The sequence below is a fragment of the Azospirillum sp. A1-3 genome, assembly GCF_023806445.1.
Classification (GTDB): Bacteria; Pseudomonadota; Alphaproteobacteria; order Azospirillales; family Azospirillaceae; genus Azospirillum.
In genome coordinates this window covers 192,073-218,390 of sequence record NZ_JAMSLU010000002.1, presented here as the reverse complement: position 1 = coordinate 218,390, position 26,318 = coordinate 192,073, and the positions used below count along the sequence as shown (strand labels likewise).

The following is a 26,318-nucleotide window of genomic DNA, read 5'->3' as shown; positions in this document are numbered from 1 at the left end:
GATATTCCCCCAACGCCGCACCAAGAACCCCGCCCCGCCGCCATGCAGCGGTGGGTGTCTCCTGGGAGGAGAGCTCCATGACCACAGCCCATTCCATCCACGAGGACTATTCCGGCTTGCAGCCCATTCGCGGCGGAACGGTGTCGATGGACAGCATCATCAAACACTACGGCAGCTTCACCGCGGTGGACGGCGTCAGCCTCTCCGTCGGCCGGGGTGAGTTCGTGGCGCTGCTCGGCCCTAGCGGGTCGGGCAAGACGACGCTGCTGATGATGATCGCCGGCTTCGAACACCCGGACAGCGGCACCGTGTGCATCGACGGCGTCGACGTGTCACGCATGCCGGCGCACCGCCGCGACGTCGGCATGGTGTTCCAGAAGTACGCGCTCTTCCCCCATATGACCATTCTCGACAACGTGGCGTTCCCGTTGCGCATGCGCGGCGTCACCACCGGGGAGCGCCGGCTCAAGGCGCAGGACGCGCTGCGCGTCGTCGGGTTGGAGGGCATGGAGAAGCGGTTGCCGGCGCAGCTCTCTGGTGGCCAGCAGCAGCGCGTGGCTCTGGCCCGCGCCATCGTCTACCGGCCCCCGGTGCTGCTGATGGACGAGCCGCTGGGGGCGCTCGACAAGAAGCTGCGCGAGCGCATGCAGATCGAGATCAAGCACCTCCAGGAGTCGCTGGGCGCCACGGTGATCTACGTCACCCACGACCAGGAGGAGGCGCTGACCATGGCCGACCGTATCGCGGTCATGAACCGCGGCCGGCTGGAGCAGGTCGGCACCCCGGCCGAGCTGTACGAGCGGCCGGCGAACCCCTTCGTCGCCAGCTTCATCGGCGAGACAAACCTGCTGGACGGCGAGCTTGTGGCCACCGCCGGCAAGGAGTGGACGGTGCGGCTTGCCGGCGGTGCGGTGGTGCGGGGCACGCCGGCGGCGGCGGCCCGTAATGGCACGGCGGTGGGGGCACGCGTGCGTCTGACGGTCCGTCCGGAGCGCGTCGCATTGGCGCCCGCCACCGCTGGCGGGATGGCCGCCACGGTGTCCGACGTGATCTATGCCGGCCCGACGCTGATCTACCTGCTGCGCTCGGGCGGCCTGCCCGAGATCACCGTGCGCGTCCCGGTGCAGAGCGACGCGATGAAGCCCGCGCGCGGTGAGGCCGTGTCCCTGACCTGGGACCCCGCTAACGCGCTGGTCTATTGAGAGGCGCCGCCATGACCGCATCACTAAAACGGTTCGCGGCCACGCTGTGGCAACCCGACGGGCGGAGGTTTCCGGCGCCGCTCTCCCTGCTGCTGGTCAGCCCGCTGGTGATCGGCCTGTGCGTGGCGTTCATCCTGCCGGTCGGCCGCCTGCTTGCGGTGAGCGTCTGGAACCCGGATTTCACCCTCGCCGAGTTCGTTAACATCACCGAGTCCCCGCTTTACCTGCGCATCCTCGGCCGGACCTTCCTGTTGGGCGGCGTGGTCACCGTCCTGACGCTGGTGCTCGCTTATCCGGTGGCCTTCCTGATGGCCCGGCTGAGCGGCTGGCGGCTCGCCGTGGCGACCGCCTGCGTGCTGGTGCCGCTGTGGACCAGCGTGCTGGTGCGCAGCTATGCCTGGATCATCATCCTGCAACGCAATGGCCTGCTCAATTCCGTGCTGATGGGCCTGGGGCTGACTGATGCGCCGCTGCCGCTGCTCTACAACGAGCTGTCGGTTACCATCGCCATGACCCACGTGCTGCTGCCCTACATGATCCTACCGATCTGGGCGGCGCTGCGCACCATCCCGCGCGACCTGCCGCTGGCGGCGCAGAGCCTCGGCGCCAATGCAACCCGCGTCTTCTTCCTTGTGGTGCTGCCGCTGAGCCTGCCCGGCGTCGCCTCGGGCGTGCTGATGGTCTTCATCCTGTCGCTGGGCTTCTATGTCACGCCGGCGCTGGTCGGCGGACCGGAGACGCTGATGGTCGCCACGCTCATCGGCCAGCAGACCACGGAGCTGCTTAACTGGCCCTTCGCCGGAGCGCTCGCAGCCCTTCTGCTCGGCATCACCCTGCTGCTCGTCACGGTGTTCAACCGCTTCCTCGGGCTCGACAAGAAGGCCGCGTCATGACCTCGCACGCGCATTCCGCGCCGGCGGCCACCGTGGCCGCCCGACGCCAGACCCTCTCGAAACATTTCGGCGACGCCCTGCTCAAGGGCGTCTGCGCCCTGATCTTCCTGTTCCTGCTGCTGCCGACCCTCGTGGTCATTCCGACTTCTTTCAGCGACACCCAGTATCTGGCCTTCCCACCGGCCCACTGGTCGCTGCGCTGGTACGTCGCGTATTTCCAGGACCCTGAATGGATCGGCGCCACGCTGTTCAGCCTGAAGGTCGCCGGATTGACCACCGTCGCGGCCATGATCTTCGGCACCATGGGCGCGCTGGCGCTGGTGCGGGGCAGGGTGCCGTTGAAGGGCGCTGTGCGGGCCGTCGTCCTGGCGCCGATGATCGTGCCGCACATCGTGATCGCCGTCGCCATGTACATGGTCTACATGAAGTGGAACCTGCTGGGCTCGCTGACCGGCTTCGTGATGGCCCACACGGTGGTCTGTCTGCCCTTCGTTGTCATCACTATCTCGGCCGGCCTGCAGAAGATGGACCCCAGCCTAGAGATGGCGGCGGCCAGCCTGGGGGCGAACCGGCTGCGCGCCTTCCGGCACGTCACGCTGCCGCTGCTGGGGCCGAGCTTCGCGACCGCCGCGGCCTTCGCCTTCATCACCTCGCTGGACGAGGCGGTGATCTCCTACTTCCTGTCCAGCAGCACCGAAAAGACGCTGACGCGCAAGATGTTCGAGGACATCGACTTCGACCTGTCGCCGACCATCGCGGTGGTTTCCACGCTCATCATCGTCATGTCGGTGCTGCTGATGGGCACCATCGAGGGATTGCGGGCGCGGGCCGCGCGTCGGGCCAAGGCATAAGGTAAGGGACGCACCATGGAAAAGCTCATCAGCCCGTCTCTGCCGCAGCCCTGCGGCGGGGATGGAAACGGGGAACCGCGCCCGCTCTACGACGTGGTTCTGCGCAACGGCATGGTGGCGGACGGCAGCGGGCGCCCAGTCTTCGCGGCGGATGTCGCCATCGCGGCGGACCGCATCGTCGCGGTCGGTCCGTTGCTCCAGGGCAGCGGCGCGCTGGAGTTGGACGTGGCTGGACTGGTGGTGGCGCCCGGATTCATCGACGTCCACACCCACGATGACCGGCTGATCCTCATCCAGCCGGAGGCGGAACCGAAGGTCACGCAGGGCGTGACGACCGTGGTCACCGGCAACTGTGGCGTCAGCCTCGCTCCCGTGATCCTTGATGCCGCGGTCTCCGATGGCATCGTGCCGGCCCCGCTGAACGTGCTGGGCAAGGCGACGGACGACTTCTTCGGCACCTTTCCCGCCTATCTGGCGGCGGTGGAGGGGGCGTCCCCGGCGGTGAACGTGGTGCCGCTGGTCGGGCACATGGGGCTGCGCGCGTCGGTCGGCGCCGACCCGGCACGGGCGGCGTCGGATGGCGAGGTCGCCGCCATGCGGGCGATGCTGGACGAGGCGATGAGGGCGGGGGCCTTCGGCTTCTCCACCGGCCTCGCCTATCCCTTCAGCCGCAACGCACCGATGGAAGAGGTGGTGGCGCTCGCCTCGGTCGCCGGCCGCTACGGTGCGGTCTACACCACCCACATGCGCGACGAAGGGGAGGGGGTGCTGGCCTCGCTGGACGAATCCTTCGCCACCGCGCGGGCGGCCGGCGTGCGGCTGGTCATCTCCCACCACAAGTGCCTCGGCGTGTCGGTCTGGGGGCGCAGCGTCCTGACGCTGGCGGCCATCGACGCGGCGACCGTCGACAAGGATGCGGGGGTGTCGGACATCGCCCTCGATGCCTACCCCTACACCGCAAGCTCCACCGTTCTGCTGCCGGAAAAGCTCAAGCGGTCCAGCGAGACCTGGGTGACCTGGTCCACCCCCTTTCCCGAGGCGTCCGGCCGGCGGGTCGAGGACATCGCCGCCGACTGGGGCTGCACACCGGAGGAAGCGGCGGAACGCCTGGCGCCGGCCGGTGCGATCTACGTCAACATGGACGAAGCGGACGTCCGCCGCATCCTGAAACACCGGCTTTGCATGATCGGCTCGGACGGGCTGCCGCACGACCAGCACCCGCACCCGCGGCTTTGGGGCACGTTCCCACGCGTGCTCGGCCATTATTGCCGCGAGACCGGCCTGTTCACCCTGGAAGAGGCGGTCCACCGGATGACCGGGCTGCCGGCGCGACAGCTCGGCATTCCCGACCGCGGAGCAGTCCGCGCCGGAGCCTACGCCGACCTCTGCGTCTTCGACCCGGCCACGGTGTGCGACCGCGCGGATTTCCGCAACCCCACCGAGCCGGCGGACGGCATCGTCCACGTCTTCGTCAACGGCCAGCCCGTGCTGCGGGATGGCGGCATCGTCGGCGCGCGTCCCGGGCGGGTCATCCGCAATCCCCACACCAGCGCGGCCTGACCCGCGCAGGAGGCGTTCATGAACAATGGTCCGGGCACGCACGCAAGAGGCATCGCGGCCAAGCTGCTGCTCCTCTTCGGTGTTTTCACGGCGGTGTCGCTCGCCGTGGCCGGCGTCAATCTGCGGGGCCTGGAGGCGATCGGCCGCAGCGGGGAGGCCACCGTCCAGGGATATGAAGTGATCGGCCGGCTGCAACAGATCCTCCAGAACGTCTCCGAGCAGGACATGGCCGTCAGCCTCTATCTGGCGTCCACCAATCCGGAGGTTCTGGCCCCGTTCAAGGACGCGCTCAAGCGACGGTTCGACACCCTCGTCGAGGAGGCGCAGGCGCTCCGGCCGGCCGACCTGCCTCACCGCGCCCGGCTTGAGGCGACCGTCGAGGCGGTCAACTTGTGGCGTGACGCGGTGCAGGGCGACATACGGATCATGACCGCCACCGACGCGTCGCGCACCGCGATCGAACGCATCCGCCACGCGGTCAGCGAAACCATCGAGGCGGAGCGCGCGAGCCTTGCCGCGCAGTCGCAGGCCGCGTCGAAACGGTTCGCCGAACAGCGTCTGATCATGGCCGTCGGAGCAGCGGCGTCGGTGATCGGAGCGGTCATCCTCTATGCCTTCGTGGCGCGGCTGGTATCCCGTCCAATGCTGCGCATCGCGCAAGTCATGCAGCAGCTGTCGGCCGGCGATACGAGGCTTACGGTGCCGCATGCTTCGCGCTCCGACGAGATTGGCACCATGGCGCGGTCCGTCCAGGTGTTCCGCGACGCGTTGCTGGAGCGTGCACGGCTGGAAACCGAAGCAGCGGCGCAGGCCGACCGGGCTGCCGCCGAGCAGCAGTGCCTGGTGGACGGTATTTCGAATCGCCTGGAAAGTAGCGTGCACGGCGTGGTGGCGGCGCTCAACGAGCGTGCCGGCCAGCTCCAGAAGCGCTTCGGCGTCGTCTTCGAGGCCGCCGAGTGCTCAAGTCGCGAGGCGGCCAAGGTCGCCTGTCTTGCCGACGAGGCGTCGGTGCGCGTGGATGCCGTGGCCGGCGGTGCCGAGGAGTTGTCGGTATCCATTGCCGAAGTGTCCAGCCAAGTCAGCCGCGCTGCCGATGTCGCCCGTGAGGCCACCGCCAAGGCCCATCACACCAATGCGATGGTCGCCGGCCTGGAGGCGGCGGCGGAGCGCATCGGGCGCATCGTCACGCTGATCAGCGAGATCGCCCACCGGACCAACCTGCTTGCTCTGAACGCCACCATCGAAGCGGCACGGGCCGGCGAGATGGGCCGCGGCTTCGCGGTCGTCGCCTCGGAGGTGAAGAGCCTAGCTTCGCAGACGGGCAGGGCGACCGACGAGATCAAGGCGCAGGTCGGTGCCATGCAAAGCGCTACCGGCGGTGCGGTGACCGCCATCCGCGAGATCGCCGATACGATCGCCGCGATGCAGGAGATCTCCGCCACCATTGCCACGGCGGTCGAACAGCAAGGCGCCGCCACGTCCAACATCGCCCGCAACGTCCAGGGAGTGGCATCGGGCACACGGAAGGTGTCGCACCACATCACCGACGTCAGCATGGCGGCCGAAACCTCGTCGGCGATGGTCCGCGAAGTTCAGGCGGTCGCCGGCGAATTCGTCACCGAAGCCGAAAACCTGAACGGAGCGGTGGCCCGGTTCCTGGCGCAGTTGCGCGCCGCGTGAGCGGGGGCCGCGCTCAACTTGCCGCGCTACAATTGAGAGACGCACGCATGCACATCATCGTTCTCGGAGCCGGCGTCGCCGGCCTGACCACCGCTTACTGCCTTGCCCGGGACGGCCACGATGTCACGGTCGTCGACCGGGAGCACAGTCCGGCGCGCGGTGCCAGCTATGCCAACGGCGGTCAGCTCAGCTACAGCTACGTCGCACCGCTGGCCGGCCCCGGCGCCTTGCGGGATTTGCCGCTCTGGCTGCTCGACCGCAATTCGCCATTGCGTTTCCACCCGCGCCTTGACCTGCACCAGTGGCGCTGGTGCCTGCAATTCCTGGCGGCGTGCACCGGCCGGCAGAGCCGCCGCGCCACCGAGCGCCTGCTGGCGCTTTCCCTGTACAGCCGCGCGCTGCTGGAAGAGTTCATCTCCAGAACCGAACTGGAATTTTCGCATTCCCGCACGGGCAAGCTGGTTGTTTACTCCAGCCAGAAGAGCTTCCAGGGCGCCGTGGCGCAAATGCGCTACCAGGAGCGCTTCGGCTGCGTTCAGCACGCCATGGATGCGGCGGAGTGCCTCAATATCGAGCCCTCTCTGTCCCGCATTCGCGACCGCCTCATTGGCGGGATTTTCACGCCGAGCGAGCAGGCGGCCGATTGCCATCGGTTCTGCGTTGGGCTTGAAGCGCTGCTGCGTGCAGAGCCCTACACTGTCAAATTCGCCTACGGCCTCGCGGCCAACCGGTTTGTTTGCGACCGGGAGCGGGTGTTGGCGCTCGAGACCGATCAGGGCGCCATCGAGGCCGACGCCTATGTCCTTGCTCTCGGAACGGGGAGCCGGGCGCTGGCCGGCACGGCGGGGGTCGATCTGCCGATCTACCCGCTCAAGGGGTACAGCATTTCGGTGGCGGTGCGCGCGCCGGCGGCGTCTCCCGCCGTCAGCGTCACGGATTATGCCCGCAAGATCGTCTATGCTCCGCTCGGCGATCGGCTGCGTGTCGCGGGCATGGCCGACATCGTCGGGTACGGACGGGAGATGGACGAACAGCGGCTCGCGCTGCTGATCCGCGAAGCGAGGGCCGCTTTCCCCGATGTTTCCGACTATCGGCAAGTCGAGCCATGGTGCGGCTTGCGGCCGGCGACGCCGACCAGCATGCCGATCCTCGGACCGACGAAATTCTCCAATCTGCTCTTGAACGTCGGGCACGGCGCCCTCGGCTTCACCCTGGCGATGGGGTCGGCGCGGGTCGTCGGCGATCTGGTGGCCGGTCGTCGGCCGGCCATTTCGCTCCAGAGGTTCACCTTGCCCAGCCTCGCTGCAACCAGCGCCGAACTGGTTCCCGCCTCTTAACGAGTGCCTGGGCGGGTATCCGGGCGGATAGGGCAATGGAGCTGACCAATCTCCCAACGCGATTCAACGGCGGCCATTCCGCCATTTCCGGAGGTTACAGTGTTCATCAGCGATGCGGACGTTCGTAGCGTCCTGACCTTTCCTGATGCCATCGCTGCCATGGCAGACGTTTTCCGCGATCATGGACGCGGCGGCGGCGCCATGCAGGACCGCGTTCGGGTACATGGCGGCGGTGTATCGCTCAGCATGATGGGTGCCATCCTCACCGACGCCGGCGTCACGGGCGCCAAGGTCTACCCGACGGTGGACGGCAAGTTCAATTTCATCCTCCCTCTGTTTTCCAACACCGATGGCCGGCTGATCGCCGTCATGGAAGGTAACGCGCTGACTGAATTCCGCACCGCGGCAGTCACGGTGGTGGCTGCTAATGCCTTGGCCCGGCGCGATGCCGAGGTGCTGGCCGTGTTCGGCACCGGCATCCAGGCTCGTGCGCATTTGGAAGCCTTTCTGACCACCCGAACGTTCGGCCGCGTGCATATTGTCGGTCGGGAGGGGGCTGTCGATTGCGCCAGATGGGTTCGCGACCGCTTCGGAGTCAATGCGGCGGCGGTCGAGGCGGCCGAGGCCGTGCGTGAGGCTGACATCATCGTAACGGCCACCCGTGCCAAGACCCCGCTTTTTTCCGGAAATGCAGTGAAGCGTGGTGCCTTCGTGGCGGCAATCGGGTCAAGCAAACCAGACACCCGGGAAATCGATGCGACCCTGCTCGAGCGCGCGGAGCGCATCGTCGTGGAGTGGAAGCCGCAGGCGCGCCGCGAGGCGGGGGATCTGGTGCTCGCCGGTGACGTGGTGGACTGGGAGTGCGTTGAGGAGCTGGGCGCCGTGGTCGCCGAACCCAACGCGTGGAGAGGTAATCACGAACAGATCATCGTCTACAAGTCGGTTGGCGTCGGAATTGAAGATGTGGCGCTCGCCAACCTCGTTGCTCGTCGGCTCAGTATCCGCACATAAGGTTAGAGAATTGCCACCGAGACCTTGTTCGCAGCGGGGGCGTTTCAATTGGAATTCTTGAGAACGCTCCTTTGAGGAGAGCGGTGCTGTTGCAGCGGTCGGACAGACTGGTATGCAGATATCCGTCACCAGTGCCTGCAACAGCATTCGTAAGACACGTCGATGCCGCCGACCTCCCGGTGGCTAAATGTAAAGCCCAGATACAGCCAGATCGCATGCTGGACAATCGCGGGCGGGAATTGGTGGCGGGCATATGAGAACGGCGACATCCTGCGAGGTTTCCGTCACGAATGACAGGCCGCCACCGTTGATGTGACAATGCCCCTTCGACGTAGCACGCGCCGACGGCCGTCGGCGTTGGCGACGCTGCCTAACCGGATGTCGCCAGGCCGTGGTTTCTGCGCCAAGTGAAGCGCGAGTTCGTCTTTAACGACAAGATCCACTCGCTCACGATCCTGCCGGCGCGGATCGAACGCCGAGTGAAGAATGGCGGCAACGACGTCATTGCGGAAATCGACGCGTTCCCCGGCGAGCAGGTCGTTCAGAAGGTCATCCGCCGGCTTTGCCGATGATACGGCCCACACCGCCGCCGGTGTGGCGACCATCGCGCAACGCCATGTGCCCGTTGACAAGCACATGGACGATGCCGGCGGCGGGCTCCGTCGGACAGGCGAAATCGGCGTGGTCACGCACCGTCGCCGGATCGAAAACGCAGAGGTCGGCAAAGGCGCCGACGGTGACGGTGCCGCGGTTGGCGATGCCGAAGTGACGGGCCGGCAGGCCGGTCATGCGATGCACCGCCTCCTCCAGGTGGAACAACCCGATATCCCGGCTATAGTGGCCGAGGACCCGCGGGAACGTGCCCCACAGCCGCGGGTGCGGGTGTTGGTCATGCGGCAGCCCGTCCGATCCGATCATGCACAGCGGGTGCTTCAGAATGCGGCGAACATCGTCTTCGTCCATGTTGACGTAGATGGCGCCGGCCGGGCTGAGCCGTTCCGCCGCCTCTTCGGGCGTGCAACCCCATGCCGATGCGATGTCCTCGACGCGCCGGCCGGTCGCCTCCGGGTGCGGGGTCGACCACGTCACCCAGGTCTCGCGCGCGGTCTTGAGCTTGCCGGGCAACAGGATGGTCGAACTGGCCGTGTAGGGATAGGCGTCGAACGCGACGTCCCACGACCGCGCCGCCTCGTCGATCACCGCCAGCGTCCGTGCGCTGCGTCCCCACATCGACATGCCGAGGCACTTGTGATGCGAGATGACCAACCGCACCCCGGCGGCGCGCGCGGTGGCGAACGATTCCTCCAGGGCCGCCAGCATGCCTTCACCCTCGTCGCGCATGTGGGTGGTGTAGATGGCGCCGAATTCTCCGGCCACCGCGGCGAGCGCCGTCACTTCCGCCGTGGACGCCTTGTTGCTGAACGGATAGGCCAGTCCCGTCGAAAAGCCGCAGGCGCCGGCTTCCAGGGCTTCCCTCAGCATGGCCTGCATGCGGACGATCTCGTTCGCCGACGCCGCGCGCGCCGGATCGGCGCCAACCGATGCGCGCAAGGTCATGTGTCCGACCAGCGGCACGACATTCACCGCGGGGGAGGCCTTCCCGACGGCTGCCATGTAATCGACGAACGAGGCGAAGAAGTCGCCGGCGCTCTTGCCCAGGAGGTTCAGAGGTCCCGGGACCGGGTCGTTCAGCATGGCCGGTGCGAGACTGGCCCCGCAGTTGCCGGTCACCACGGTCGTGACCCCTTGGGTGATCTTCGGCACCGCCTGCGGCTGGATAAGCACAAGCCGGTCGTCATGGGTGTGGACGTCGATGAATCCGGGGGCCACCACCAGCCCGGTCACGTCCACCTCCACTGCGCCGCTTTCCGCCGGCAACCGGCCGACCGCAGCGATGCGGTCCGCGGCGATCGCAACGTCCGCCGCGAAGCCCGGCCGGCCGCTGCCGTCCACCACGGTTCCGTTGCGCAGGACCAGATCATAGGCCGGCCGTGACGCCACCAAACTGTTCATGGGGTAAAACCTTCCAGTCCGGCGGCGCCATCCGGCGATATGTGGAGGTGCGATGGAAAGGAGAATGGCCGTAGTGGCGACATCTTGGTGCAGCCTTGATCAGGGGGTGGGGCGACGGACGTGGACCGGGCTATGCGGCGAGATGGCATGCTACCCGATGCGACGGCGGGCCGCCCGCGGTGGGCGGCGCCAGCGCCGGCGCGGTCTCCCGGCATTCGGCCCGAGCGAACGGACAGCGGGGGTGAAAGCCGCAGCCGCTCGGCGGCTTGAACGGACTCGGCGGGTCGCCGAGCGGCAGCATCCGCTCCGCTTTCGCCCTGGGGCGGGGCGACGGCACCGACGACAGCAGCATCCGGGTGTAAGGGTGGGCGGGGCTGTCGAACAGCGTGTCGCGGTCCGCGATCTCGACGATGCGGCCGAGATACATCACCGCCACCCGGTGGCTGATGTGGCGGACCACCGCCAGATCATGGGCCACGAACAGATAGGCGATGCCGAATTCCGCCTGCAGGTCCATCAGCAGGTTGACCACCTGAGCCTGGACCGAGACGTCGAGTGCCGACACCGGTTCGTCGCAAACGATCAGCTTCGGGTTGAGCGCCAGCGCGCGGGCGATGCCCAGACGCTGGCGCTGTCCGCCGGAGAACTCCGCCGGCAGCTTGCGCATCGCCTCTGGCCGCAGACCGACTCTGGAGAACAGCCAGGCGATGCGGTCCTCCCGTTGTCCGGCCGAGCGCCAAGCCGGGTCGTCGAAGTTGCGCAGCGGCTCGGCGACGATCTCGCCGGCCGGCAGGCGCGGGTTCAGCGAGGCATAGGGATCCTGGAATACGATCTGCATGTCGCGACGGCGGCGGCGCATTTGGGTCGGGGACAGCGAGAGCAGATCCTCGCCGTCGAGGCGGATCGAGCCACCGTTGGGTTCGATCAGGCGCAGCACCGACTTACCCGTGGTGGTCTTGCCGCAGCCGGACTCGCCGACCAGGGACAACGTCTCGCCCGGGTCCAGCGCGAAGGACACACCGTCCACCGCCTTCACGCTCGGGGCAGGCGCCCACGGCGCCCGGTGGCCAAGCACGAAGTGCTTGGTGAGGTTCGTCACGTCCAGGAGAGGCGACGGGGTGACGATCGATTGCGGAGTCATGCGGATGCTCCAGCCTGGGATGGAGAGGTCTGGAAGGGGAGGGGGAAGGCCGCTGTGGTGCAGCCCACGCGCTCCGCCTCGAAGCAGGCGACGGCATGGCCGACGCCGACGGCGGTCAGGGGCGGGGGCTCGCGCCGGCATCGCTCCGTGGCGAAGGCACAGCGTGGGACGAAGGCGCAACCGGCGCCGAGACCCTGGGGAGCGGGCACCATGCCCGGAATTTCCGGCAGGCGCGAACCGCCGCCGGCCATGGACGGCATCGATGCCATCAGCGCGCGGGTGTAGGGATGCAGCGGACGGTCGAACAGATCCTCGACCGGCGCCTCCTCCACCTTGCGGCCGGCATACATCACAACAACGCGGTCGCAGCATTCTGCCACCACCCCGAGATCATGGGTGATCATGATGATCCCCATGCCGAGCCGGGCCTGAAGATCGCGCAGCAGGTTGAGGATCTGCGCCTGGATGGTCACGTCCAGCGCGGTCGTCGGCTCGTCGGCGATCAGCACGTCGGGATGGCAGGCCAGGGCCAGCGCGATCATCACCCGCTGGCGCATCCCGCCCGACATCTGATGCGGGTACTCGGCGGCACGGCGGTCCGGCTCGGCGATCTGGACCAGGCGCAGCATCTCCACGGCGCGGGACCACGCTTCGCGCCGGCCGAGACCCTGGTGCAGCATGACCGTCTCGGCGATCTGGCGTCCGACCGTCAGCGCCGGGTTCAGCGAGGTCATCGGCTCCTGGAAGATCATCGAAATCCGGTTGCCGCGGATGTCGCGCATCTCGCGTTCCGGCAGCGACAGCAGATCGATACCGCGGAAGCGGATGGCGCCTCCGGCGAAGCGGGCCGGCGGCGATGGCAGCAGGCGCAGGATCGACAGGGCGGTCACGCTCTTGCCGCATCCGGACTCGCCGACGATGCCGAGCGTTTCTCCGGCATTCAGCCGGTAGGAGACGCCGTCCACAGAACGGACGGTGCCGGCTAGCGTGTCGAAGTGGGTGCGCAGCTCGTCGATTTCCAACAGGGGCGGATCGTCCCGCAGGTCGCGTGAGGCGGTCATGGCGGAATCCTAGAGTTGGCGGGCCAGACGGGGATCGAGGGCGTCGCGCAGCCCGTCGCCGATCAGGTTCACCGACAGCACGGTGGCGGCCAGGAACAGACCGGGGAACAGCGCGGCGTGGAAGGCGATGGCGATGAAGTTGCGGGCGTCCGCCATCATGGTGCCCCAGCTCGGGATCTGCGGCGGCAGCCCGACACCCAGGAAGGACAGCAGCGCCTCGATCAGAATGGCGGTCGCGGCGATGAAGGTCGCCTGCACGATCAGCGGCGTGATCATGTTGGGCAGCACATGACGGACCAGGATCACCAGCAGCGGCGTGCCCAGCGCATGCGCGGCCTCGACATACTGCCGCTCGCGCAGGCTCAGCGCCAGCGAGCGGACCAGACGCACCACCCTCGGTACCTGCGGGACGGTGATGGCCACGACCACGGTGGTCAGGCCGGCGCGCGTCACCGCCATCAGCGCGATGGCGAGCAGGATGTCCGGAATGGCCATCAACCCGTCCATCAGCCGCATCACCGGCCCCTCCGCCCAGCGGACGAAGCCGGCCAGCAGGCCGAGCGCCACCCCGGCCGAGGTCGCCAGCACAGCGACCAGCAGGCCGACCGACAGGGAGGCGCGGCCGCCCCAGACGGTGCGGCTGAACAGGTCGCGGCCCATTGCATCCGTGCCGAAAAGATGCTCAGCCGATGGTGGCCGGAAGCGGGCCAGCGGATCGAGCGCCTGGGGATCATGGCTGGCGATCCAGGGTGCCGCCACCGACAGGGCGGCGACGGTGGACAGCAGGGCGGCGCCAACGATCAGGGTCGGATGTTTGCGCAGCCAGCGGCGCATGCGCGAACGGATGGTGGGCGTGCGTACCGCGGCACCGGCCGGCGCCGGAGCGAGGGAGACTGTCGTCATGGCAGTGGACCTTTCGTCGGGGCTTTCATTCCGGCCGGGTTCAGGCGCGGATGCGCGGATCGAACAGGCGATAGCTGAGATCGATCAGCAGATTGATCAGCACATACATTCCTGCCGACAGCAGCAGCACGCTCTGGATCACCGGATAGTCGTGGCGTTGGACGGAATCGATCACCAGCCGTCCGACACCGGGGATCGCGAACACCGTCTCGCTCACCACCACGCCGCCGATCAGAAAGGCGATGCCGACGCCTACGGTGGTCACGATGGGAATGGCGGCATTGCGCAGCGCGTGGCCCAGCACCGCGACCACCCCCAGCCCCTTGGCGCGGGCGGTCCGGATGTAGTCCTCGTGCAACACGTCGAGCACGGTGGCGCGCGTCATCCGGGTCAGGAGCGCGATGTAGACCAGCGACAGGTTCACGCAAGGCAGGATCAGGTGGCTCAGCCACGGCCAGAAGCCCTTGGCGAGGCTGACATAGCCCTGCACCGGCAGCCAGCCGAGCTTGATGGCGAAGCCGTAGATGAACAGGTAGCCGACCAGAAAGACGGGTGTCGAAAAGGCCAGCACGGCGAAGATCATGACCAGCCGGTCGACCCAGCTTCCCGCCTTATGCGCCGCCAGCACTCCGAGCGGCACCGATACCAGCACGGCCAGCGTCATGGTCAGCAGCGCGATGGAGAGTGTCGGTTCCAGCCGCTGTGCCAGAAGCGAGGAAACCGGCACCCCTGTGAAGATCGAGGTGCCGAGATCACCCCTAGCGAGCCGGCCGATCCACAGCAGGAACTGACTCCAGAGGGGTTGGTCGAGGCCGAGCACGCCGCGCAGCCGGGCGATGTCCTCGGCGGTGGCGGTGTCGCCGGCGATCAGAGCGGCCGGATCACCGGATGACAGGTGGATCAGCAGAAAGACGAGGATCGCGACGACCGCCATGACCGGAAACGTGGCGGCGACGCGGCGAAGAACATAGGTCATGACGATCACTCCACGAGCGCGTTGACAGTCATCGGGGGACGGTCATCGGGGGGCGGTCACCTGGCGGTGGTCACTGTGTCGCGGGACTCTTGTCCAATATCCACAGTTGGGGCATGTCGCCCATCAGCCGATTGACGTTCGTCACGTCGTTGCGCACCGCGTAGGGGGAGGCGTACTGGCCAAGCGGGATATAGGGCACCGTCTGGTACGCCCGCTCCTGGAAGGCGTCGAGCCGGGCGCGGCGCTCTTCCGGCTTGTCGGCCCGGATCCACTCCGCCCGCAGTTTGTCCAGCGTCTCGTCGCAGGGCCATCCGGGCATGCTGTTGCCGCAGGCCGAGCCCAGCATGAAGTTGTTGATCGGCGAGTTGACGTCGAAGCTGGCGGCGTAGGTCGCATACGCGCTCCAGCCGCCGGCGCCCGGCGGATCCTTCCTGGCGCGGCGGGCGACCACCGAAGCCCAGTCCATCGACTGTGTCGTGACGTTCATCCCGATGTCCTTCAGCGTCTGGATGACCATCAGTGCCGCGGCATTCAGCACGGCATAGTCGGTGGGCAGTAGCACCACCACCGGCTCGCCCTTGTAACCGGCTTCGGCCAGCAGCCGTTTGGCGGTGGCGATGTCGGGCTTCTTGTAGGCGTCGGCACCGGCCGAGGTTTCGTTGGGGCCGCCGCAGATGAAGAAGGTCGAGCAATGCGTCATGCGCAGGTCGGGCGGGTAGCCCATGGCGGCCAGGAACTTCTCCTGGTCGATCGCATGCAGCACGGCCTGACGGATTTTCGGGTTGTTGAAAGGGGGATGCAGATGGTTGACGATCATGGAGGCCTGGATGGCGCCGCCCTGCCGGACCTGGATCGTCTTGTCGTCGCGCAGGGGGGCGATGTAGTCAGGCGGCACCAGCTCCAGCATGTCGACTTCGCCCAGGGCGAGCGATGCCGTGGCGCTGTTGGAATCGGGAAGGTAAAGCCATTCGATGCGGTCGATATGTCCGGCGCGGTTGCCGGAGAGGAAGTCAGCCGGCTCGCTCCGCCCGACATAGGCCGGATTGCGCACGAACACCACCTTGCTGCCGGGTACCCATTCATCCCGCTTGAACATGTAGGGGCCGGAGCCGATGGCCTCGTTCGACGGCTCGTCGCCCGACCGGCTGGCGGTGCGTTCCGGCATGATGACCGGAATCATGCCTGATGCCTTGGCAAGGGATTCGAGCACCAGACCGAAGGGCTGGGCAAGCGTCAGGGTGAAGCGGCGCTCGTCCTCCACCCGCCACTGCGCGCCGGCGGCCATCATGGCGCGGCCGTAATTGTCGCGCTTGGACCAGCGTTGCAACGATGCGACGCAGTCAGCGGCGCGGACCGAGGCGCCGTCGTGGAAGGTGAGACCGGGTCGCAGAGTGAAGCTCCAGGTCAGCCCGTCGTCGGATCGGGTGTAGCTTTCCACCATCTGCGGTTTCGGCACGCCGTGCGAATCCAGGCCGAACAGCGTGTCGAAAACGAGATAGCCGTAGTTCCGCGTCACGTAATTGGTCGTGAACATCGGATCGAGGAACTTCAGGTCCGCCTGCGGCACCATGCGCAGGGTCGTGGGAGCGCCGGCGGCGCCTGCATCCGCAGCGGTGAGCAGCGGCAGGCAGGCGCTGGCGGCGAGGACCGAGCGTCGAAGGAGCGATGGCATGGGCAAGGGCATGGGTAAGCTCCGGTCGGGAGGGGACGGCGGGGGTCAGGTCCAGTTCGTGTCGGCGGCGAGATGGACGACGCAGTCGCCGGGTTGCACGTGGGTGAAGCTGCGGACGCAGACCGCGACACCGGAGCCGCGGAAATGCAGTTCCACGGGGTCGCGCCAGGGCGCGTGGGGGTCGTGGATGCGACCGGCGAGCTGCCCCTCGCTGACATCGTCGCCGAGGCGGAAAGCGGGCTCGAACAGGCCGGGGCAGGGCGCGAAGACATAGTGCCGTTCACCCTCCACGCGCAGCAGCCGGCCCGGGCGCGGCTCGGGTGCCGGATGTTCGGGCAGCAGGCCGATCGCGGTCAGCAGACGCTCGATGCCGTCCTCGACGATGGCCAGATTGGTCGGATCGCAGGTGCCGAACCCTCCGAATTCCCCGCACAGGAACAGCTTGCCCTGGCGTTCGGCGGCGGCGGCGAAGGTGCGGTCCTCGCCCAGCAGGTTGGCGATCATCACGTTCGGCGCGCCGAATCCCTCGACCAGCCGGCGGTAAAGTCCCTGCCGCTCTTCGTCCGGAGGTGGCGAGGCGAGCAGGGTCGGCAGATGGTTCATTGACGCTCCCCCGGCGTGCAGGTCGAGGGCTAGGTCGGCCATCGGCAGCAGGACGGTCTCCACATAGTGGGCGATCATCTGGGTCGGCGTGCCGTCGCGGGCGCCGGGGAACATCCGGTTCAGGTTGCCCTTGTCGATCGGCGAGGTGCGGCTGCCGTTCATATGGGCCGGGAAGTTCAGCGCCGGGATCACGATCAGGCGGCCGCTGATCGCCAGCGCGGGCAGGCGGCGCACCAGCTTGGCCAGGGCGATCGGCCCCTCATATTCGTCGCCGTGATTGCCGCCGGTCAGCAGAACGGTCGGCCCGCTTCCACGCTTCAGCACGGCGACGGGGATGGCGATGTGCCCGTAGGCGGAACGGTCGTGGGAATGGGGAACGCGCAGCGTGCCGGTCTGGAAGCCGTCGCGTACGAAATCGACATCGATGGAGATGCGGGACGTCGCACGGGTCATGCGGACCTCGTTGGGCCAAGAGGATCTGTTTTGAAAGCAGCGTCGCGAGGCGTCGGTCGTTCCGACAGCATCGTTCGGATCACTGACTGTCATCAGTGTTGCGAATTCCCGATGGAACTGCGAGTGCTGTTTTCTGCTCATACTGATGCCTCCTAGGCATCGGTATGAGCATGGCGGCGCGCCCGCAAAGGGTGTTCAGAGAGCGGCGGCGATGACGGAGCGGAAGCGGATCAGCGCCTGGTTGGCGTTCTCGGACAGGCACGCGAAGGATAGCGGCAGGCGGATCGACACGTCCGCCAGATCGAGGAACTGGGCCCGTGCGGGGGGACGCGCGCGGTTCGCCGAGTTGACGATGGCTGCTCCGATTCCGGCGGAGACCAGCGACAGGATGGCGGCTTCGGTCGACACCTCCTGCACCACATTCAGGGTCAGCCCGGCTTGGCGGCAGGCGCTCAGCAGCAGGTCGTAGTAAGCTGGGTAGATCGAGCGGGGAAAGGTGACGAAAGGGCGGCCGGCAAGGTCCCGAGCGCGCATTGGAACATCCGCCGGCAGCCCCCAGGCGCGCGGCACCGCGAGCGTCACGCCATGGTTGAGCAGGGGGACGGTCGCGAGGTTGGCCGGCGGCGGCTCGAACAGGTAGACGAAGCCGCCGTCCAGAGTTCCATCTTCCATTTCCTCCAGCTGCATCGGGGTGTTGAGCGGCGCCAGCTCGAACTGGACACCGGGAGCCTCCCTTTGGAAGCGGCTGAACAGTTCCGGCACCAGTCCGTCCCAGCCGGCGTTTTCTACGAAGCCGATCCGCAGCCGCCCCTGTAGACCGGCGGCGATGAGCTTGACGGAGCGGCCAGCGGCTTCCAGTTGTGCCAGGAGTCTGCGCGCCTCGACCAGATAATGGGCGCCGGCGGCGGTGAGCCGCAGCCCGCGCGGCCCGCGATCGAACAGCGCGACCCCCAGTTCCTCCTCCAGGAACTGGATCTGGCGCGAGATGGCGGGTTGAGTGATGTGCACCCGCTTGGATGCCAGCCGCACGCTCTCATGCTCCGCGACGGCAATGAAGTAGCGGAGATGGCGCAATTCCATGGGCTACGCTCCGAATGGGGGCGTTTGGGTGGCGAGTTCCCGGCCGCCGCACGCGCGTGGTCGGCGCGGTGACATCGCCCCGGGGCGATTCATGCGAAGCTCCAGTGGAAGCACTCGCCCCTGCGTACGACGCGGCCCGCCGAACGGCCGCCGAAATGTGCGGGAAGGACCAGCGCCGAACGCTCCGCGGCGTGCTCCAGCGCCCAGCGGCGCGATCGGCGGGCCGCTTCGGCATCCTGGCAGAACATCGAATTCCAGGTGGGGCGAAGCACCTGCACCGGGCTGTGAAGGACGTCGCCGCTGAAGAAGGCCTCATGGCCGGCGGAGCGGACGGAAATGGACATGTGGCCGGGTGTATGGCCCGGGGTGGGATGGAAGGTCACCCCCTCGATCACTTCGCCGCCGTCGTCGGGTACGAGGTCGAGCAGGCCGGCCTCGATGACCGGCAGCACGCTGTCCTCATAGACGCCGGCGGCGGGGCCGGTGCGGAAGCCTTCGCTGGCCGCCTTGTCGTTCTCGGTCCGCGACCAGAGGTAGCGTGCGTTGGGAAATGCGGGGGTCCAGCGCTCGTCGTTCCAGTGTGTGTTCCATCCGACATGGTCACTGTGGATATGGGTGCACAGCACGTAATCGACGGTCTCCGGAGCGATGCCGGCCGCCCTCATCCGATCGAGGAGGCCTGTGTGCAGACCGTCGAACTGCGGGACCCGACGGGTGCGGCCGTCGCCGATCCCGGTGTCGATGACCATAAGATGATGCGGGGTCCTTACCACCCACAGATTGACGTTGACCACCAGACCGGCGCAATCGGGGGTCATCGCATCCGGGATCAGCTCGTCCTGATGTGGAGCGATCAACTCATCCGCCCAGTCCGGCAGGAGCATGGTCGCCTCATAGGGGGGAAAGACGATTTCGGTCAGCCGGAGAATGTCGAGGCTGCCCAATTGGAGGCGCGGTTCGTCGGTCATCCTCGCAGCCTCCCATGGAGCATGCCATCTGTGGTGCCGTGGCCGGCTAGATATAACATGGGCACCGTCAACTTGTCGGTTACCTTGTTGCAAGGGCCGGCGAACGCGGGGTATGGGACGGCATGACGACGTGCCCCGATCCCCGCTACGCCGGCTACCGCTTTCCCGCCGAGATTGTCGCGACGGCGGTGGGGCTGTACCTCCGCTTTCCACTCAGCTTGCCAATGGGGGAGGAGATGTCGCGGCACGCGGCATCACGGTGAGCCATGAGATGGTACGCCAGTGGGCCCGGAAGTTCGGCCCAGATATCGCTACTCGACTGCGCCGCCGGGCGCCACGGCGGGGCGACCAATGATACCTCGACGAGGTCGTACTGACCATCGGCGGCCGCAAACAATACCTCTGGCGGGCCGTGGATCAAGACGGCTTCGTTCTTTGCCCTGCTTCAGAGCCAGCGCGACACCAAAGCAGCCAAGCGCTTACTACGCAAGCTGCTGAAAAAGCAGGGCCGGGTACCGCGCGTTCTGATCACCGACAAACAGAAGTCCGACGCCGCCGCCAAGCGGGAGTTGGCCATGGGCGGGGAACACCGCCAGCACAAAAGGCTGAGCAATCGGGCCGAGATCTCCCACCAACCCACCCGGCGACGTGAACGGCAGAGGAGGCGCTTCAAAGACCTCGTGCAGGCCCAGCGCTTCCTATCCATCCACGACCCGATCGCAAATCACTTCCACCTTCGTCGCGACCACCGCTCTGCCGCCGACTTTCGGAAGGCTCGCACCCAGGGGTTCCAGGTCTGGGCCGCGGTCGCCGGCGCGCCGCTGGCCCCCTAATTAGAAAGACCGTTCCAGGCTCATGCGTCTTCACTCTGGCGGGTCATCGACAAGTTGACGGTGCCTGCACAACAATGATCTTGCCCTGGTTCGGTGGACACCACAGCTAAGCTCCGAGTGGAGCGGGAAGGTGTCTGATGACGAAGACGAGGCGATCCTTCACGGACGAGTTCAAGCGTGAGGCCGTTGCCCTGCTGGAAGCGAGCGGCCGGCCACTGGAGCATGTGGCGCGAGAGTTGGGCCTCCAGGCCTCGGTGCTGCGGAACTGGCGGCGGGTAGCCCAAGGCCACCCGCCGCGCTCACGGTCTGGCGCCCCTGCCGTATCCGGCACCGCCACGCCGGCCAAGCCGGACGAGCAGACGGCGGAGATCGCGAGGCTGCGACGCGAGCTGGAGCGCGCCCGGCAGGAACGCGACATTTTAAAAAAGGCAATCAGCATCTTCTCGGAAGCACCGAGATGAGGTTCCGCTTCATCGAGGACCACCGGGACGAGTTTCCGACCCGGCTCATGTGCTCGGTGCTCGGGGTGTCCGCCAGCGGTTACTACGCGTGGCGTGGGCGGCCGGAAAGCCAGCGGGCCGCTGCCAACCGACAGCTTCTGGTCGAGGTCCGACGCATTCATGGTCGCCACCATGGCCGCTATGGCAGCCCGCGCGTGCATGCAGCCCTCCGCGCGGAGGGCGTCGCCGCCAGCCGGGGCCGGGTGGCGCGTCTGATGCGCCGGCACGGCATCTGGGGTGCAGCCGCACGCCGGTTCCGGCCCGTCACGACCGACAGCCGCCATGGCCTGCCGGTTGCTCCCGATCTGCTGGGCCAAGCCTTCCAGGTGGCCGCGCCCAACCGGGTCTGGCTTGCCGACATCACCTATTTGCCCACTGCTGAAGGCTGGCTGTATCTGGCGGCAGTCAGTATGCTTCCCGGGACTACCGGGACCTGTTGCAGGCGGCCGGGATGCGGCAGTCCATGTCGCGCAAGGGCTGCTGCTACGACTGTGAGACTATGGCGGCAGTCTGGGAGGCCTGACCCGTGCTTACGACTGACCCTGTGTCATGGCATTGAACTGTCGGTCCCCCAGGCTGCGCCGGAGGGCTGCGAAGCGTGACTTGATAGGAGCTTGAGGGAGTGCCGTCCCGTCACAGTCCTGTCCGCTCGCAGGTCGCCTTCGGGTTCTATCTGCCTGGGGGACCCACATGCATGATATCACACCGGATGCCGTCGTCGTTGGCATCGATACTCACAAGGATGTTCATGTCGCTGTTGCCATCAGCGGCTTGGGCGCTCGGCTCGCCAGTGCTTCTTTCTCCGCAACAAGCCGAGGCTATCAGCAACTCGCAGACTGGGCTTGCAACCTCGGTTCCGTACATGCCTTCGGCATCGAAGGCACTGGGTCATACGGTGCCGGTCTCAGCCGGGCGCTGATCGCCCGAGGCTTGCACGTCGTTGAAGTCGGTCGGGTCAACCGGCAACTCCGCCGCAGACATGGCAAGACCGATACCGTCGATGCCGAGTCCGCTGCACGCGCCGTTTTGGCGGGTGATGTCGATACCCAACCCAAAACGGGAGACGGTGCCGTCGAGATGATCCGTCACCTCAAGGTTGCCCGCGATACGGCTGTCAAGGCGCGGACCCAGGCCATCGTCACGCTCAAGACGCTTCTGGTGAATGCGCCGCAGCCGCTCCGTGAACGGTTTATCGGCATTTCTGGCAAGATGACGCTCATCAAGGCAATCGCAGCCCTACGCCCAGGAAAGCCTGTTTCGACAACTGCGTCTGCGAAGATGGCGTTGCGGGCTTTGGCCCAGCGTTGGCTGATGCTGGACGCTGAAATCAAGCAGCATGAGGCCGTTCTCGAGGTGTTGGTACGCGCCCAGGCGCCAGCGCTGATGGAGGCGCCAGGTGTGTCGACCGGTACGATCGCCGACATGCTCATCGTGTTGGGCGACAATCCGCAACGAATCCGATCCGAAGCCGCGTTCGCGAAGCTTTGTGGCGTCTGCCCAGTTCCGGCCTCAAGCGGCAAGACGAGCCGTCATCGCCTCAACCGTGGTGGCAACCGGCGCGCGAACGCCGCCCTCTACCGCGTAGCTCTTGTTCGCATGCGACATCATCCGCCGACCCGCGAGTACGTCCAGCGTCGAACAGCTGAAGGCAAATCACCTCGCGAAATCCGCAGATGCTTGAAGCGCTATATCGCGCGGGAAATCTATCAACATCTCTGCACCGGCAAACCGCCAGGCAAAACGGCTTAAAAGACGGTTGACCAACATAGGAGCATCAATGCTCCCATGGAGAGCTTCTTCCACACTCTCAAGGTCGAGTTGGTCCATCGTACTCGGTTCGAAACCCGCGACCAGGCGCGCCGGGAGGTGTTCGCCTACATCGAAACCTACTACAATCGCCAACGCGCTCACTCGGCCATCGGATACATCACCCCAGAACAGGCCGAGCTAAGATCTGCGTGAAACCCTGTCCACCGAACCAGGGCAAGATCACAGGGCGTAAGCACCTTCCCGTACAGCGTCAAAGCCGAGGCGAGCCACGGCACGTCGAACTCGGCAGAGGCGCCGGCGGTGACCGTCAAGTCGGCACGATCGAACAGCGCGACGCAACGAAGCGACGGGTTGTGCCGGGATAGGTACAGGATGCCGTCCGGCCCGTCCGGATGCCGGTGCAGAGCGGCAGCCCAGGCTTGCGACACCCGGTAGCTGCCAGTGTTGACACCGCCTGTCGTGCCGACGGCGCTCAATCCCGGGCCGCAGAAGTCGACGAGGCGCAGATCGCGGCTGGCTTGAATTGCCGACCACCGCCGAACGGCGACCTCCTCCAGGGAGACCAGACGCAGCCTGGGGTTCCGGAGCATGGTTTCAACCAAGGCAACCTCCAGCGTCTCGCCCGCATAGAGCGTGCCGAAGATGCAGGCCGGATCGTCGTAGCGGTTGCCGGGTGGAATGCGCGGCCCGAAATGAATGGCTCCAAAGGTCTCGTGATGGACCCTGTACCAGACTGTGGCTTGCGGCACCGTCAACAGGGGCAGTGGCCGTCCGTCCAAATCCGCCCCAGGCATCGGCGCCTGCATCGGCGCTGCGAATGGCCGCGGGTCAGGCGCCATAGCCGGCCGCGTTCGCGACGACCTCGTCGGCGAGGCCGGCCTTCAGCGCCTCCAGCGGGCTGGACCCGTCGAGTTCGTCATCTGCGGTCAGCAGCCACTCCAAGCGCATCCACGGATCGCGGATCGGCATTGCCGCAAGCGCCTGATCAAGGCCGGGCACAAGTCCGTCCCCTGTGAATTGCGCCGCCGGGTAAGCGTAGTCATGGCCCTGGGAGATCGCGATCAGGCGGTGCGCCCGCCGCCTTTTGTCGACTGCCTGGCGTGTGATGCCAAGCAGGGCGGCAACGTCGTTCACGCCGAGGATTCCCCCCGCGCGTTCCAGAATGTCCTGCTTGGTCTTCGCACCGGCAGCCAGCAAAGCCGCTGTCGGGTCCAGGTCGGCCACTGCTGGGGTGCCAGCCAATTCCGATGCGACATAGGCGAGCGTGCCGACATCGGTCGAGGCTTGCATGGCCGCCGCGATCACCTCGTCGCCGCCTTTGGCAAACCGGGTCAAGCCGGTGACGACGCGCTGGAAGAAAGCCCGCTGGAGCGGTGATCCCTCCGCTGCAAGGCGGGCGATCGACACCGCTGTCCCAGAGTCCGGACGCCGGTTTTGCCGCTTCGTTCCCTTGTCGGCCCTGACTGCCACCATGTCGACCTCCACGGTTCAGAACGGTTGGTTGACGCGCGACTATATATGTATCACAAAAACCACGTAAACCACCCTTCCTGAACGCGGGCATCTTCACATAAACGGTGCCGTACGCCTGGAATCTGAAAAGCATTCGTGATCGGGAGTGGTCTGCTGGCCAATTCCCAAATACTTGAAATGTTGCGGACGCTAACGATCGGAAAAACGGCAGCGGGTCGCGATGAAATCCACAAACGCGCGGACGCGAGCGGGCAGGGGGCTTGCACCTCCGAGATACACAGCGTGGATGTCCTCATCGTGGTTGGGGTTCATATCCTCCAGAATCGGCATAAGCGTACCGGCAGCGATGTCGGAACCCACTTGGAAGCGCGCCAATCGGGCTAAACCGGCGCCACCCAGGACGAGCAACCGCGCCGCGCTTCCGTCGCTCGCCCGAACGACAATGGGCGGCATGTGCTCCTCGATCCTGTCGCTCACTTGGAACGACCAGCCGCCGATGGTACGCGCGAAGGTCCAGCCAATGCCCTTGTGCTGGGCGAGGTCGCCGGGTTGGGTTGGAGTTCCATATTTGTCCAAATAAGCCGGAGAACCGACCACGACCATGCGAGTGCTCCCCAGCTTGCGGATCATCAGGCTGGAATCGCGCAACGGCCCGGTTCGGATCGCGACGTCAGCCCGCTCCTCCATCAGGTCGACCACCGCATCTGACATTACGAGGTCGATGGTGACGCCGGGATATGCGGCCAGGAACTCGGGCACCAATGGTATCAGGTAGTGAATGCCGAAGGGGACATTGCTGTTGACGCGCAGATGGCCGCGTGGCGCAGCACCAGCCGAGGCATCCCGTTCGGCCTCCTCGATCTCGCCCAGGATCCGCACAGCGCGGGCATAGAACGCCTGACCCTCCGCCGTCAGGCTGAGGCGGCGGGTTGACCGGTGGATCAGCCGCGTGCCGAGCCGTGTCTCCAACCGCGAGATGAGTTTGCTGACACCTGATGGTGTAAGGGCGCACGCACGGGCTGCCGCCGTGAATCCACCGAGAGAGACGACCTGCGCAAAGACCTCCATCTCGGCCGTCCGGTTCACCTCCATCCGCGTCACAATGATGATCATCCGTCACAAGTGCTGAGACTAGAAGCAGTCTAATTCATAGATGTTACGTCAGCTATATCCTTGACAAGTGGACGACGCGCTTCGGCACGGCGACCGGCGTGACCGTGACAGCCTTGATGAGGAAAGAAGGACATGGAGTACCGCACACTCGGAGCCTCGGGGCTCAAGGTCCCAGCGCTCAGCTTCGGAACGGGTACCTTCGGCGGCAAAGGACCGCTGTTCTCGGCTTGGGGGAACAGCGGCATCGATGACGCCCGCCGGCTGATCGACATCTGCCTTGACGCTGGCGTCACACTCTTCGACACTGCTGATGTCTACTCCGACGGCAGCTCGGAGAAGGTGCTTGGCGCCGCAATACGCGGGCGACGCGACCAGGTGCTGATCTCGACCAAGACCGGCTTGCCTATGGGTGACGGGCCGAATGATGCAGGCGTCTCCCGTCACCGGCTGACCGGCGCCGTGGAGGCGGCGCTCCGACGGCTCGGAACGGACTACATTGACCTGCTCCAGCTGCATGCTTTCGATGCCTTCACTCCGGTGGAAGAGGTGCTGCACACGCTGGACACGCTCGTCCGTTCTGGGAGGGTCCGCCATATCGGCGCCTCGAATTTCGCGGGCTGGCAGCTGATGAAGTCGCTCGCGACCGCCGACCGTCATGGTTGGCCGCGTCATGTCGCGCACCAAGTCTACTATTCTTTGACCGGGCGCGACTACGAATGGGAGTTGATGCCCCTTGGCCTCGACCAGAAGGTCAGTGCGCTCGTCTGGAGCCCCCTCGGCTGGGGGAGGCTGACCGGTAAAATCCGCCGCGGCCAGCCGATTCCGCAGGGCAGCCGCCTCCACGACACCGCTCAGTGGGGGCCGCCCGTCGAGGACGAGCGCCTTTACCGGATCGTCGACGCGTTGGACGTTGTTGCGGCTGAGACCGGCCGCAGCGTGCCCCAGGTGGCGATCGCCTGGCTGCTCTCGCGGCCGACCATATCCTCGGTGATCATCGGCGCCCGCAACGAGGCGCAGCTGCGCGAGAACCTGGGCGCCGTCGGCTGGAGGCTCGAATCCGGGCAGATCGCCCGTCTTGATGCGGCCAGCGACGTGATGCCCGCCTACCCTTATTACCCGTACCGTACGCAGGAGGGGTTCGCTCGCCTCAACCCGCGGCCTGTCTGAGGTCCTGGAGTGCTTCAGGCGGCACCTTCGGTCGCACCGCCGCCGCCGACCCAGCGGG

General features: G+C 66.5%; 22 protein-coding genes and 3 pseudogenes. 13 read left to right on the top strand and 12 right to left on the bottom strand.

The genetic code is table 11. From position 1 onward, the window contains the following. Positions 1-77 precede the first annotated feature (77 nt). The 8 genes from M5E06_RS14365 to M5E06_RS14325 all read left to right on the top strand — a co-directional run bounded on the left by M5E06_RS14365 (position 78) and on the right by M5E06_RS14325 (position 9,106). Positions 78-1,202 carry an ABC transporter ATP-binding protein gene (locus M5E06_RS14365; protein WP_252138737.1) on the top strand — a complete coding sequence of 375 codons (1,125 nt, stop codon included), beginning with the start codon at positions 78-80 and terminating at the stop codon, positions 1,200-1,202. Positions 1,203-1,213: 11 nt separating this feature from the next. Beyond that, complete coding sequence (locus M5E06_RS14360; protein WP_252138736.1) at positions 1,214-2,095, top strand: ABC transporter permease; 882 nt, start codon at positions 1,214-1,216, stop codon at positions 2,093-2,095. Continuing rightward, the gene (locus M5E06_RS14355; RefSeq protein ID WP_252138735.1) at positions 2,092-2,946 is read left to right on the top strand and encodes an ABC transporter permease; all 855 of its coding nucleotides are present in this window, start codon (positions 2,092-2,094) and stop codon (positions 2,944-2,946) included. The genes M5E06_RS14360 and M5E06_RS14355 overlap by 4 nt, the downstream gene beginning before the upstream one ends. A gap of 15 nt (positions 2,947-2,961) precedes the next feature. Further along, entirely contained in the window at positions 2,962-4,506 is a 1,545-nt protein-coding gene (locus tag M5E06_RS14350; protein ID WP_252138734.1) for an N-acyl-D-amino-acid deacylase family protein, read from the top strand. An 18-nt stretch (positions 4,507-4,524) separates the two neighbouring features. Further along, entirely contained in the window at positions 4,525-6,186 is a 1,662-nt protein-coding gene (locus tag M5E06_RS14345; protein WP_252138733.1) for a methyl-accepting chemotaxis protein, read from the top strand. 47 nt (positions 6,187-6,233) lie between these two features. Further along, positions 6,234-7,523 (top strand): D-amino acid dehydrogenase, encoded by a 1,290-nt coding sequence (locus tag M5E06_RS14340; RefSeq protein ID WP_252138732.1) that lies wholly within the window; start codon positions 6,234-6,236, stop codon positions 7,521-7,523. 99 nt (positions 7,524-7,622) lie between these two features. Then, on the top strand, positions 7,623-8,534 hold the full coding sequence (locus tag M5E06_RS14335) for an ornithine cyclodeaminase family protein (RefSeq protein WP_252138731.1): 912 nt from the start codon (positions 7,623-7,625) through the stop codon (positions 8,532-8,534). Positions 8,535-8,941: 407 nt separating this feature from the next. Next, positions 8,942-9,106 (top strand): hypothetical protein, encoded by a 165-nt coding sequence (locus M5E06_RS14325; protein WP_252138730.1) that lies wholly within the window; start codon positions 8,942-8,944, stop codon positions 9,104-9,106. On the opposite strand, the gene M5E06_RS14320 is transcribed toward M5E06_RS14325, so the two are convergent. The 9 genes from M5E06_RS14320 to M5E06_RS14280 all read right to left on the bottom strand — a co-directional run bounded on the left by M5E06_RS14320 (position 9,084) and on the right by M5E06_RS14280 (position 19,404). Then, positions 9,084-10,547: an N-acyl-D-amino-acid deacylase family protein gene (locus M5E06_RS14320; protein WP_252138729.1), complete on the bottom strand. Its 1,464-nt coding sequence runs from the start codon at positions 10,545-10,547 to the stop codon at positions 9,084-9,086. The two genes, M5E06_RS14325 and M5E06_RS14320, sit on opposite strands and share 23 nt — an antisense overlap. 130 nt (positions 10,548-10,677) lie before the next feature. Then, positions 10,678-11,688: an ABC transporter ATP-binding protein gene (locus M5E06_RS14315; RefSeq protein WP_252138728.1), complete on the bottom strand. Its 1,011-nt coding sequence runs from the start codon at positions 11,686-11,688 to the stop codon at positions 10,678-10,680. Further along, positions 11,685-12,749 (bottom strand): ABC transporter ATP-binding protein, encoded by a 1,065-nt coding sequence (locus M5E06_RS14310; protein WP_252138727.1) that lies wholly within the window; start codon positions 12,747-12,749, stop codon positions 11,685-11,687. The genes M5E06_RS14315 and M5E06_RS14310 overlap by 4 nt, the downstream gene beginning before the upstream one ends. Positions 12,750-12,758: 9 nt before the next feature. Next, entirely contained in the window at positions 12,759-13,652 is an 894-nt protein-coding gene (locus tag M5E06_RS14305; RefSeq protein WP_252138726.1) for an ABC transporter permease, read from the bottom strand. 40 nt (positions 13,653-13,692) lie between these two features. Next, positions 13,693-14,628 carry an ABC transporter permease gene (locus M5E06_RS14300; RefSeq protein ID WP_252138725.1) on the bottom strand — a complete coding sequence of 312 codons (936 nt, stop codon included), beginning with the start codon at positions 14,626-14,628 and terminating at the stop codon, positions 13,693-13,695. Between the two features lie 70 nt (positions 14,629-14,698). Next, entirely contained in the window at positions 14,699-16,312 is a 1,614-nt protein-coding gene (locus M5E06_RS14295; RefSeq protein WP_252138724.1) for an ABC transporter substrate-binding protein, read from the bottom strand. A gap of 33 nt (positions 16,313-16,345) precedes the next feature. Then, positions 16,346-17,356: a succinylglutamate desuccinylase/aspartoacylase family protein gene (locus M5E06_RS14290; RefSeq protein WP_252138723.1), complete on the bottom strand. Its 1,011-nt coding sequence runs from the start codon at positions 17,354-17,356 to the stop codon at positions 16,346-16,348. A gap of 195 nt (positions 17,357-17,551) precedes the next feature. Then, a complete protein-coding gene (locus tag M5E06_RS14285) occupies positions 17,552-18,436 on the bottom strand; it encodes a LysR family transcriptional regulator (RefSeq protein ID WP_252138722.1) in 885 nt (294 codons plus the stop codon). Between the two features lie 89 nt (positions 18,437-18,525). Further along, a complete protein-coding gene (locus tag M5E06_RS14280) occupies positions 18,526-19,404 on the bottom strand; it encodes an MBL fold metallo-hydrolase (protein ID WP_252138721.1) in 879 nt (292 codons plus the stop codon). A 122-nt stretch (positions 19,405-19,526) separates the two neighbouring features. Here M5E06_RS14280 and M5E06_RS14275 point away from each other — a divergent pair. The 4 genes and pseudogenes from M5E06_RS14275 to M5E06_RS14260 form a co-directional block, all read left to right on the top strand. Then, a pseudogene (locus M5E06_RS14275) lies at positions 19,527-20,237 on the top strand (IS6 family transposase). Between the two features lie 137 nt (positions 20,238-20,374). Next, positions 20,375-21,227 (top strand): annotated as a pseudogene (locus M5E06_RS14270) (IS3 family transposase); the annotation flags it as partial. Positions 21,228-21,427: 200 nt separating this feature from the next. Then, positions 21,428-22,486 carry an IS110 family RNA-guided transposase gene (locus tag M5E06_RS14265; RefSeq protein ID WP_252138720.1) on the top strand — a complete coding sequence of 353 codons (1,059 nt, stop codon included), beginning with the start codon at positions 21,428-21,430 and terminating at the stop codon, positions 22,484-22,486. A 27-nt stretch (positions 22,487-22,513) separates the two neighbouring features. Continuing rightward, a pseudogene (locus tag M5E06_RS14260) lies at positions 22,514-22,699 on the top strand (IS3 family transposase); the annotation flags it as partial. On the opposite strand, the gene M5E06_RS14255 reads toward M5E06_RS14260, so the two are convergent. The 3 genes from M5E06_RS14255 to M5E06_RS14245 form a co-directional block, all read right to left on the bottom strand. After that, positions 22,645-23,313 (bottom strand): RES family NAD+ phosphorylase, encoded by a 669-nt coding sequence (locus tag M5E06_RS14255; protein ID WP_252138719.1) that lies wholly within the window; start codon positions 23,311-23,313, stop codon positions 22,645-22,647. The pseudogene M5E06_RS14260 and the gene M5E06_RS14255 sit on opposite strands and share 55 nt — an antisense overlap. 22 nt (positions 23,314-23,335) lie before the next feature. After that, entirely contained in the window at positions 23,336-23,980 is a 645-nt protein-coding gene (locus M5E06_RS14250; protein ID WP_252138718.1) for a hypothetical protein, read from the bottom strand. A 189-nt stretch (positions 23,981-24,169) separates the two neighbouring features. Continuing rightward, positions 24,170-25,093 (bottom strand): LysR family transcriptional regulator, encoded by a 924-nt coding sequence (locus M5E06_RS14245; protein WP_252138717.1) that lies wholly within the window; start codon positions 25,091-25,093, stop codon positions 24,170-24,172. A 132-nt stretch (positions 25,094-25,225) separates the two neighbouring features. On the opposite strand from M5E06_RS14245, the gene M5E06_RS14240 reads away from it, so the two are divergent. After that, positions 25,226-26,260, top strand: a complete 1,035-nt coding sequence (locus M5E06_RS14240; protein WP_252138716.1) for an aldo/keto reductase — start codon at positions 25,226-25,228, stop codon at positions 26,258-26,260. The last annotated feature ends 58 nt before the right edge of the window (positions 26,261-26,318 follow it).

Bases quoted from the DNA above. Each gene is read 5' to 3' on its own strand.
- M5E06_RS14365 (WP_252138737.1), top strand. From the start codon at position 78: ATGACCACAGCCCATTCCATCCACGAGGACTATTCCGGCTTGCAGCCC.
- M5E06_RS14285 (WP_252138722.1), bottom strand. From the start codon at position 18,436: ATGGAATTGCGCCATCTCCGCTACTTCATTGCCGTCGCGGAGCATGAG.
- M5E06_RS14280 (WP_252138721.1), bottom strand. From the start codon at position 19,404: ATGACCGACGAACCGCGCCTCCAATTGGGCAGCCTCGACATTCTCCGG.
- M5E06_RS14360 (WP_252138736.1), top strand. From the start codon at position 1,214: ATGACCGCATCACTAAAACGGTTCGCGGCCACGCTGTGGCAACCCGAC.
- M5E06_RS14305 (WP_252138726.1), bottom strand. From the start codon at position 13,652: ATGACGACAGTCTCCCTCGCTCCGGCGCCGGCCGGTGCCGCGGTACGC.
- M5E06_RS14295 (WP_252138724.1), bottom strand. From the start codon at position 16,312: ATGCCCTTGCCCATGCCATCGCTCCTTCGACGCTCGGTCCTCGCCGCC.
- M5E06_RS14320 (WP_252138729.1), bottom strand. From the start codon at position 10,547: ATGAACAGTTTGGTGGCGTCACGGCCGGCCTATGATCTGGTCCTGCGC.
- M5E06_RS14255 (WP_252138719.1), bottom strand. From the start codon at position 23,313: ATGCAGGCGCCGATGCCTGGGGCGGATTTGGACGGACGGCCACTGCCC.
- M5E06_RS14350 (WP_252138734.1), top strand. From the start codon at position 2,962: ATGGAAAAGCTCATCAGCCCGTCTCTGCCGCAGCCCTGCGGCGGGGAT.
- M5E06_RS14250 (WP_252138718.1), bottom strand. From the start codon at position 23,980: ATGGTGGCAGTCAGGGCCGACAAGGGAACGAAGCGGCAAAACCGGCGT.
- M5E06_RS14315 (WP_252138728.1), bottom strand. From the start codon at position 11,688: ATGACTCCGCAATCGATCGTCACCCCGTCGCCTCTCCTGGACGTGACG.
- M5E06_RS14300 (WP_252138725.1), bottom strand. From the start codon at position 14,628: ATGACCTATGTTCTTCGCCGCGTCGCCGCCACGTTTCCGGTCATGGCG.
- M5E06_RS14245 (WP_252138717.1), bottom strand. From the start codon at position 25,093: ATGATCATCATTGTGACGCGGATGGAGGTGAACCGGACGGCCGAGATG.
- M5E06_RS14310 (WP_252138727.1), bottom strand. From the start codon at position 12,749: ATGACCGCCTCACGCGACCTGCGGGACGATCCGCCCCTGTTGGAAATC.
- M5E06_RS14240 (WP_252138716.1), top strand. From the start codon at position 25,226: ATGGAGTACCGCACACTCGGAGCCTCGGGGCTCAAGGTCCCAGCGCTC.
- M5E06_RS14265 (WP_252138720.1), top strand. From the start codon at position 21,428: ATGCATGATATCACACCGGATGCCGTCGTCGTTGGCATCGATACTCAC.
- M5E06_RS14340 (WP_252138732.1), top strand. From the start codon at position 6,234: ATGCACATCATCGTTCTCGGAGCCGGCGTCGCCGGCCTGACCACCGCT.
- M5E06_RS14345 (WP_252138733.1), top strand. From the start codon at position 4,525: ATGAACAATGGTCCGGGCACGCACGCAAGAGGCATCGCGGCCAAGCTG.
- M5E06_RS14290 (WP_252138723.1), bottom strand. From the start codon at position 17,356: ATGACCCGTGCGACGTCCCGCATCTCCATCGATGTCGATTTCGTACGC.
- M5E06_RS14355 (WP_252138735.1), top strand. From the start codon at position 2,092: ATGACCTCGCACGCGCATTCCGCGCCGGCGGCCACCGTGGCCGCCCGA.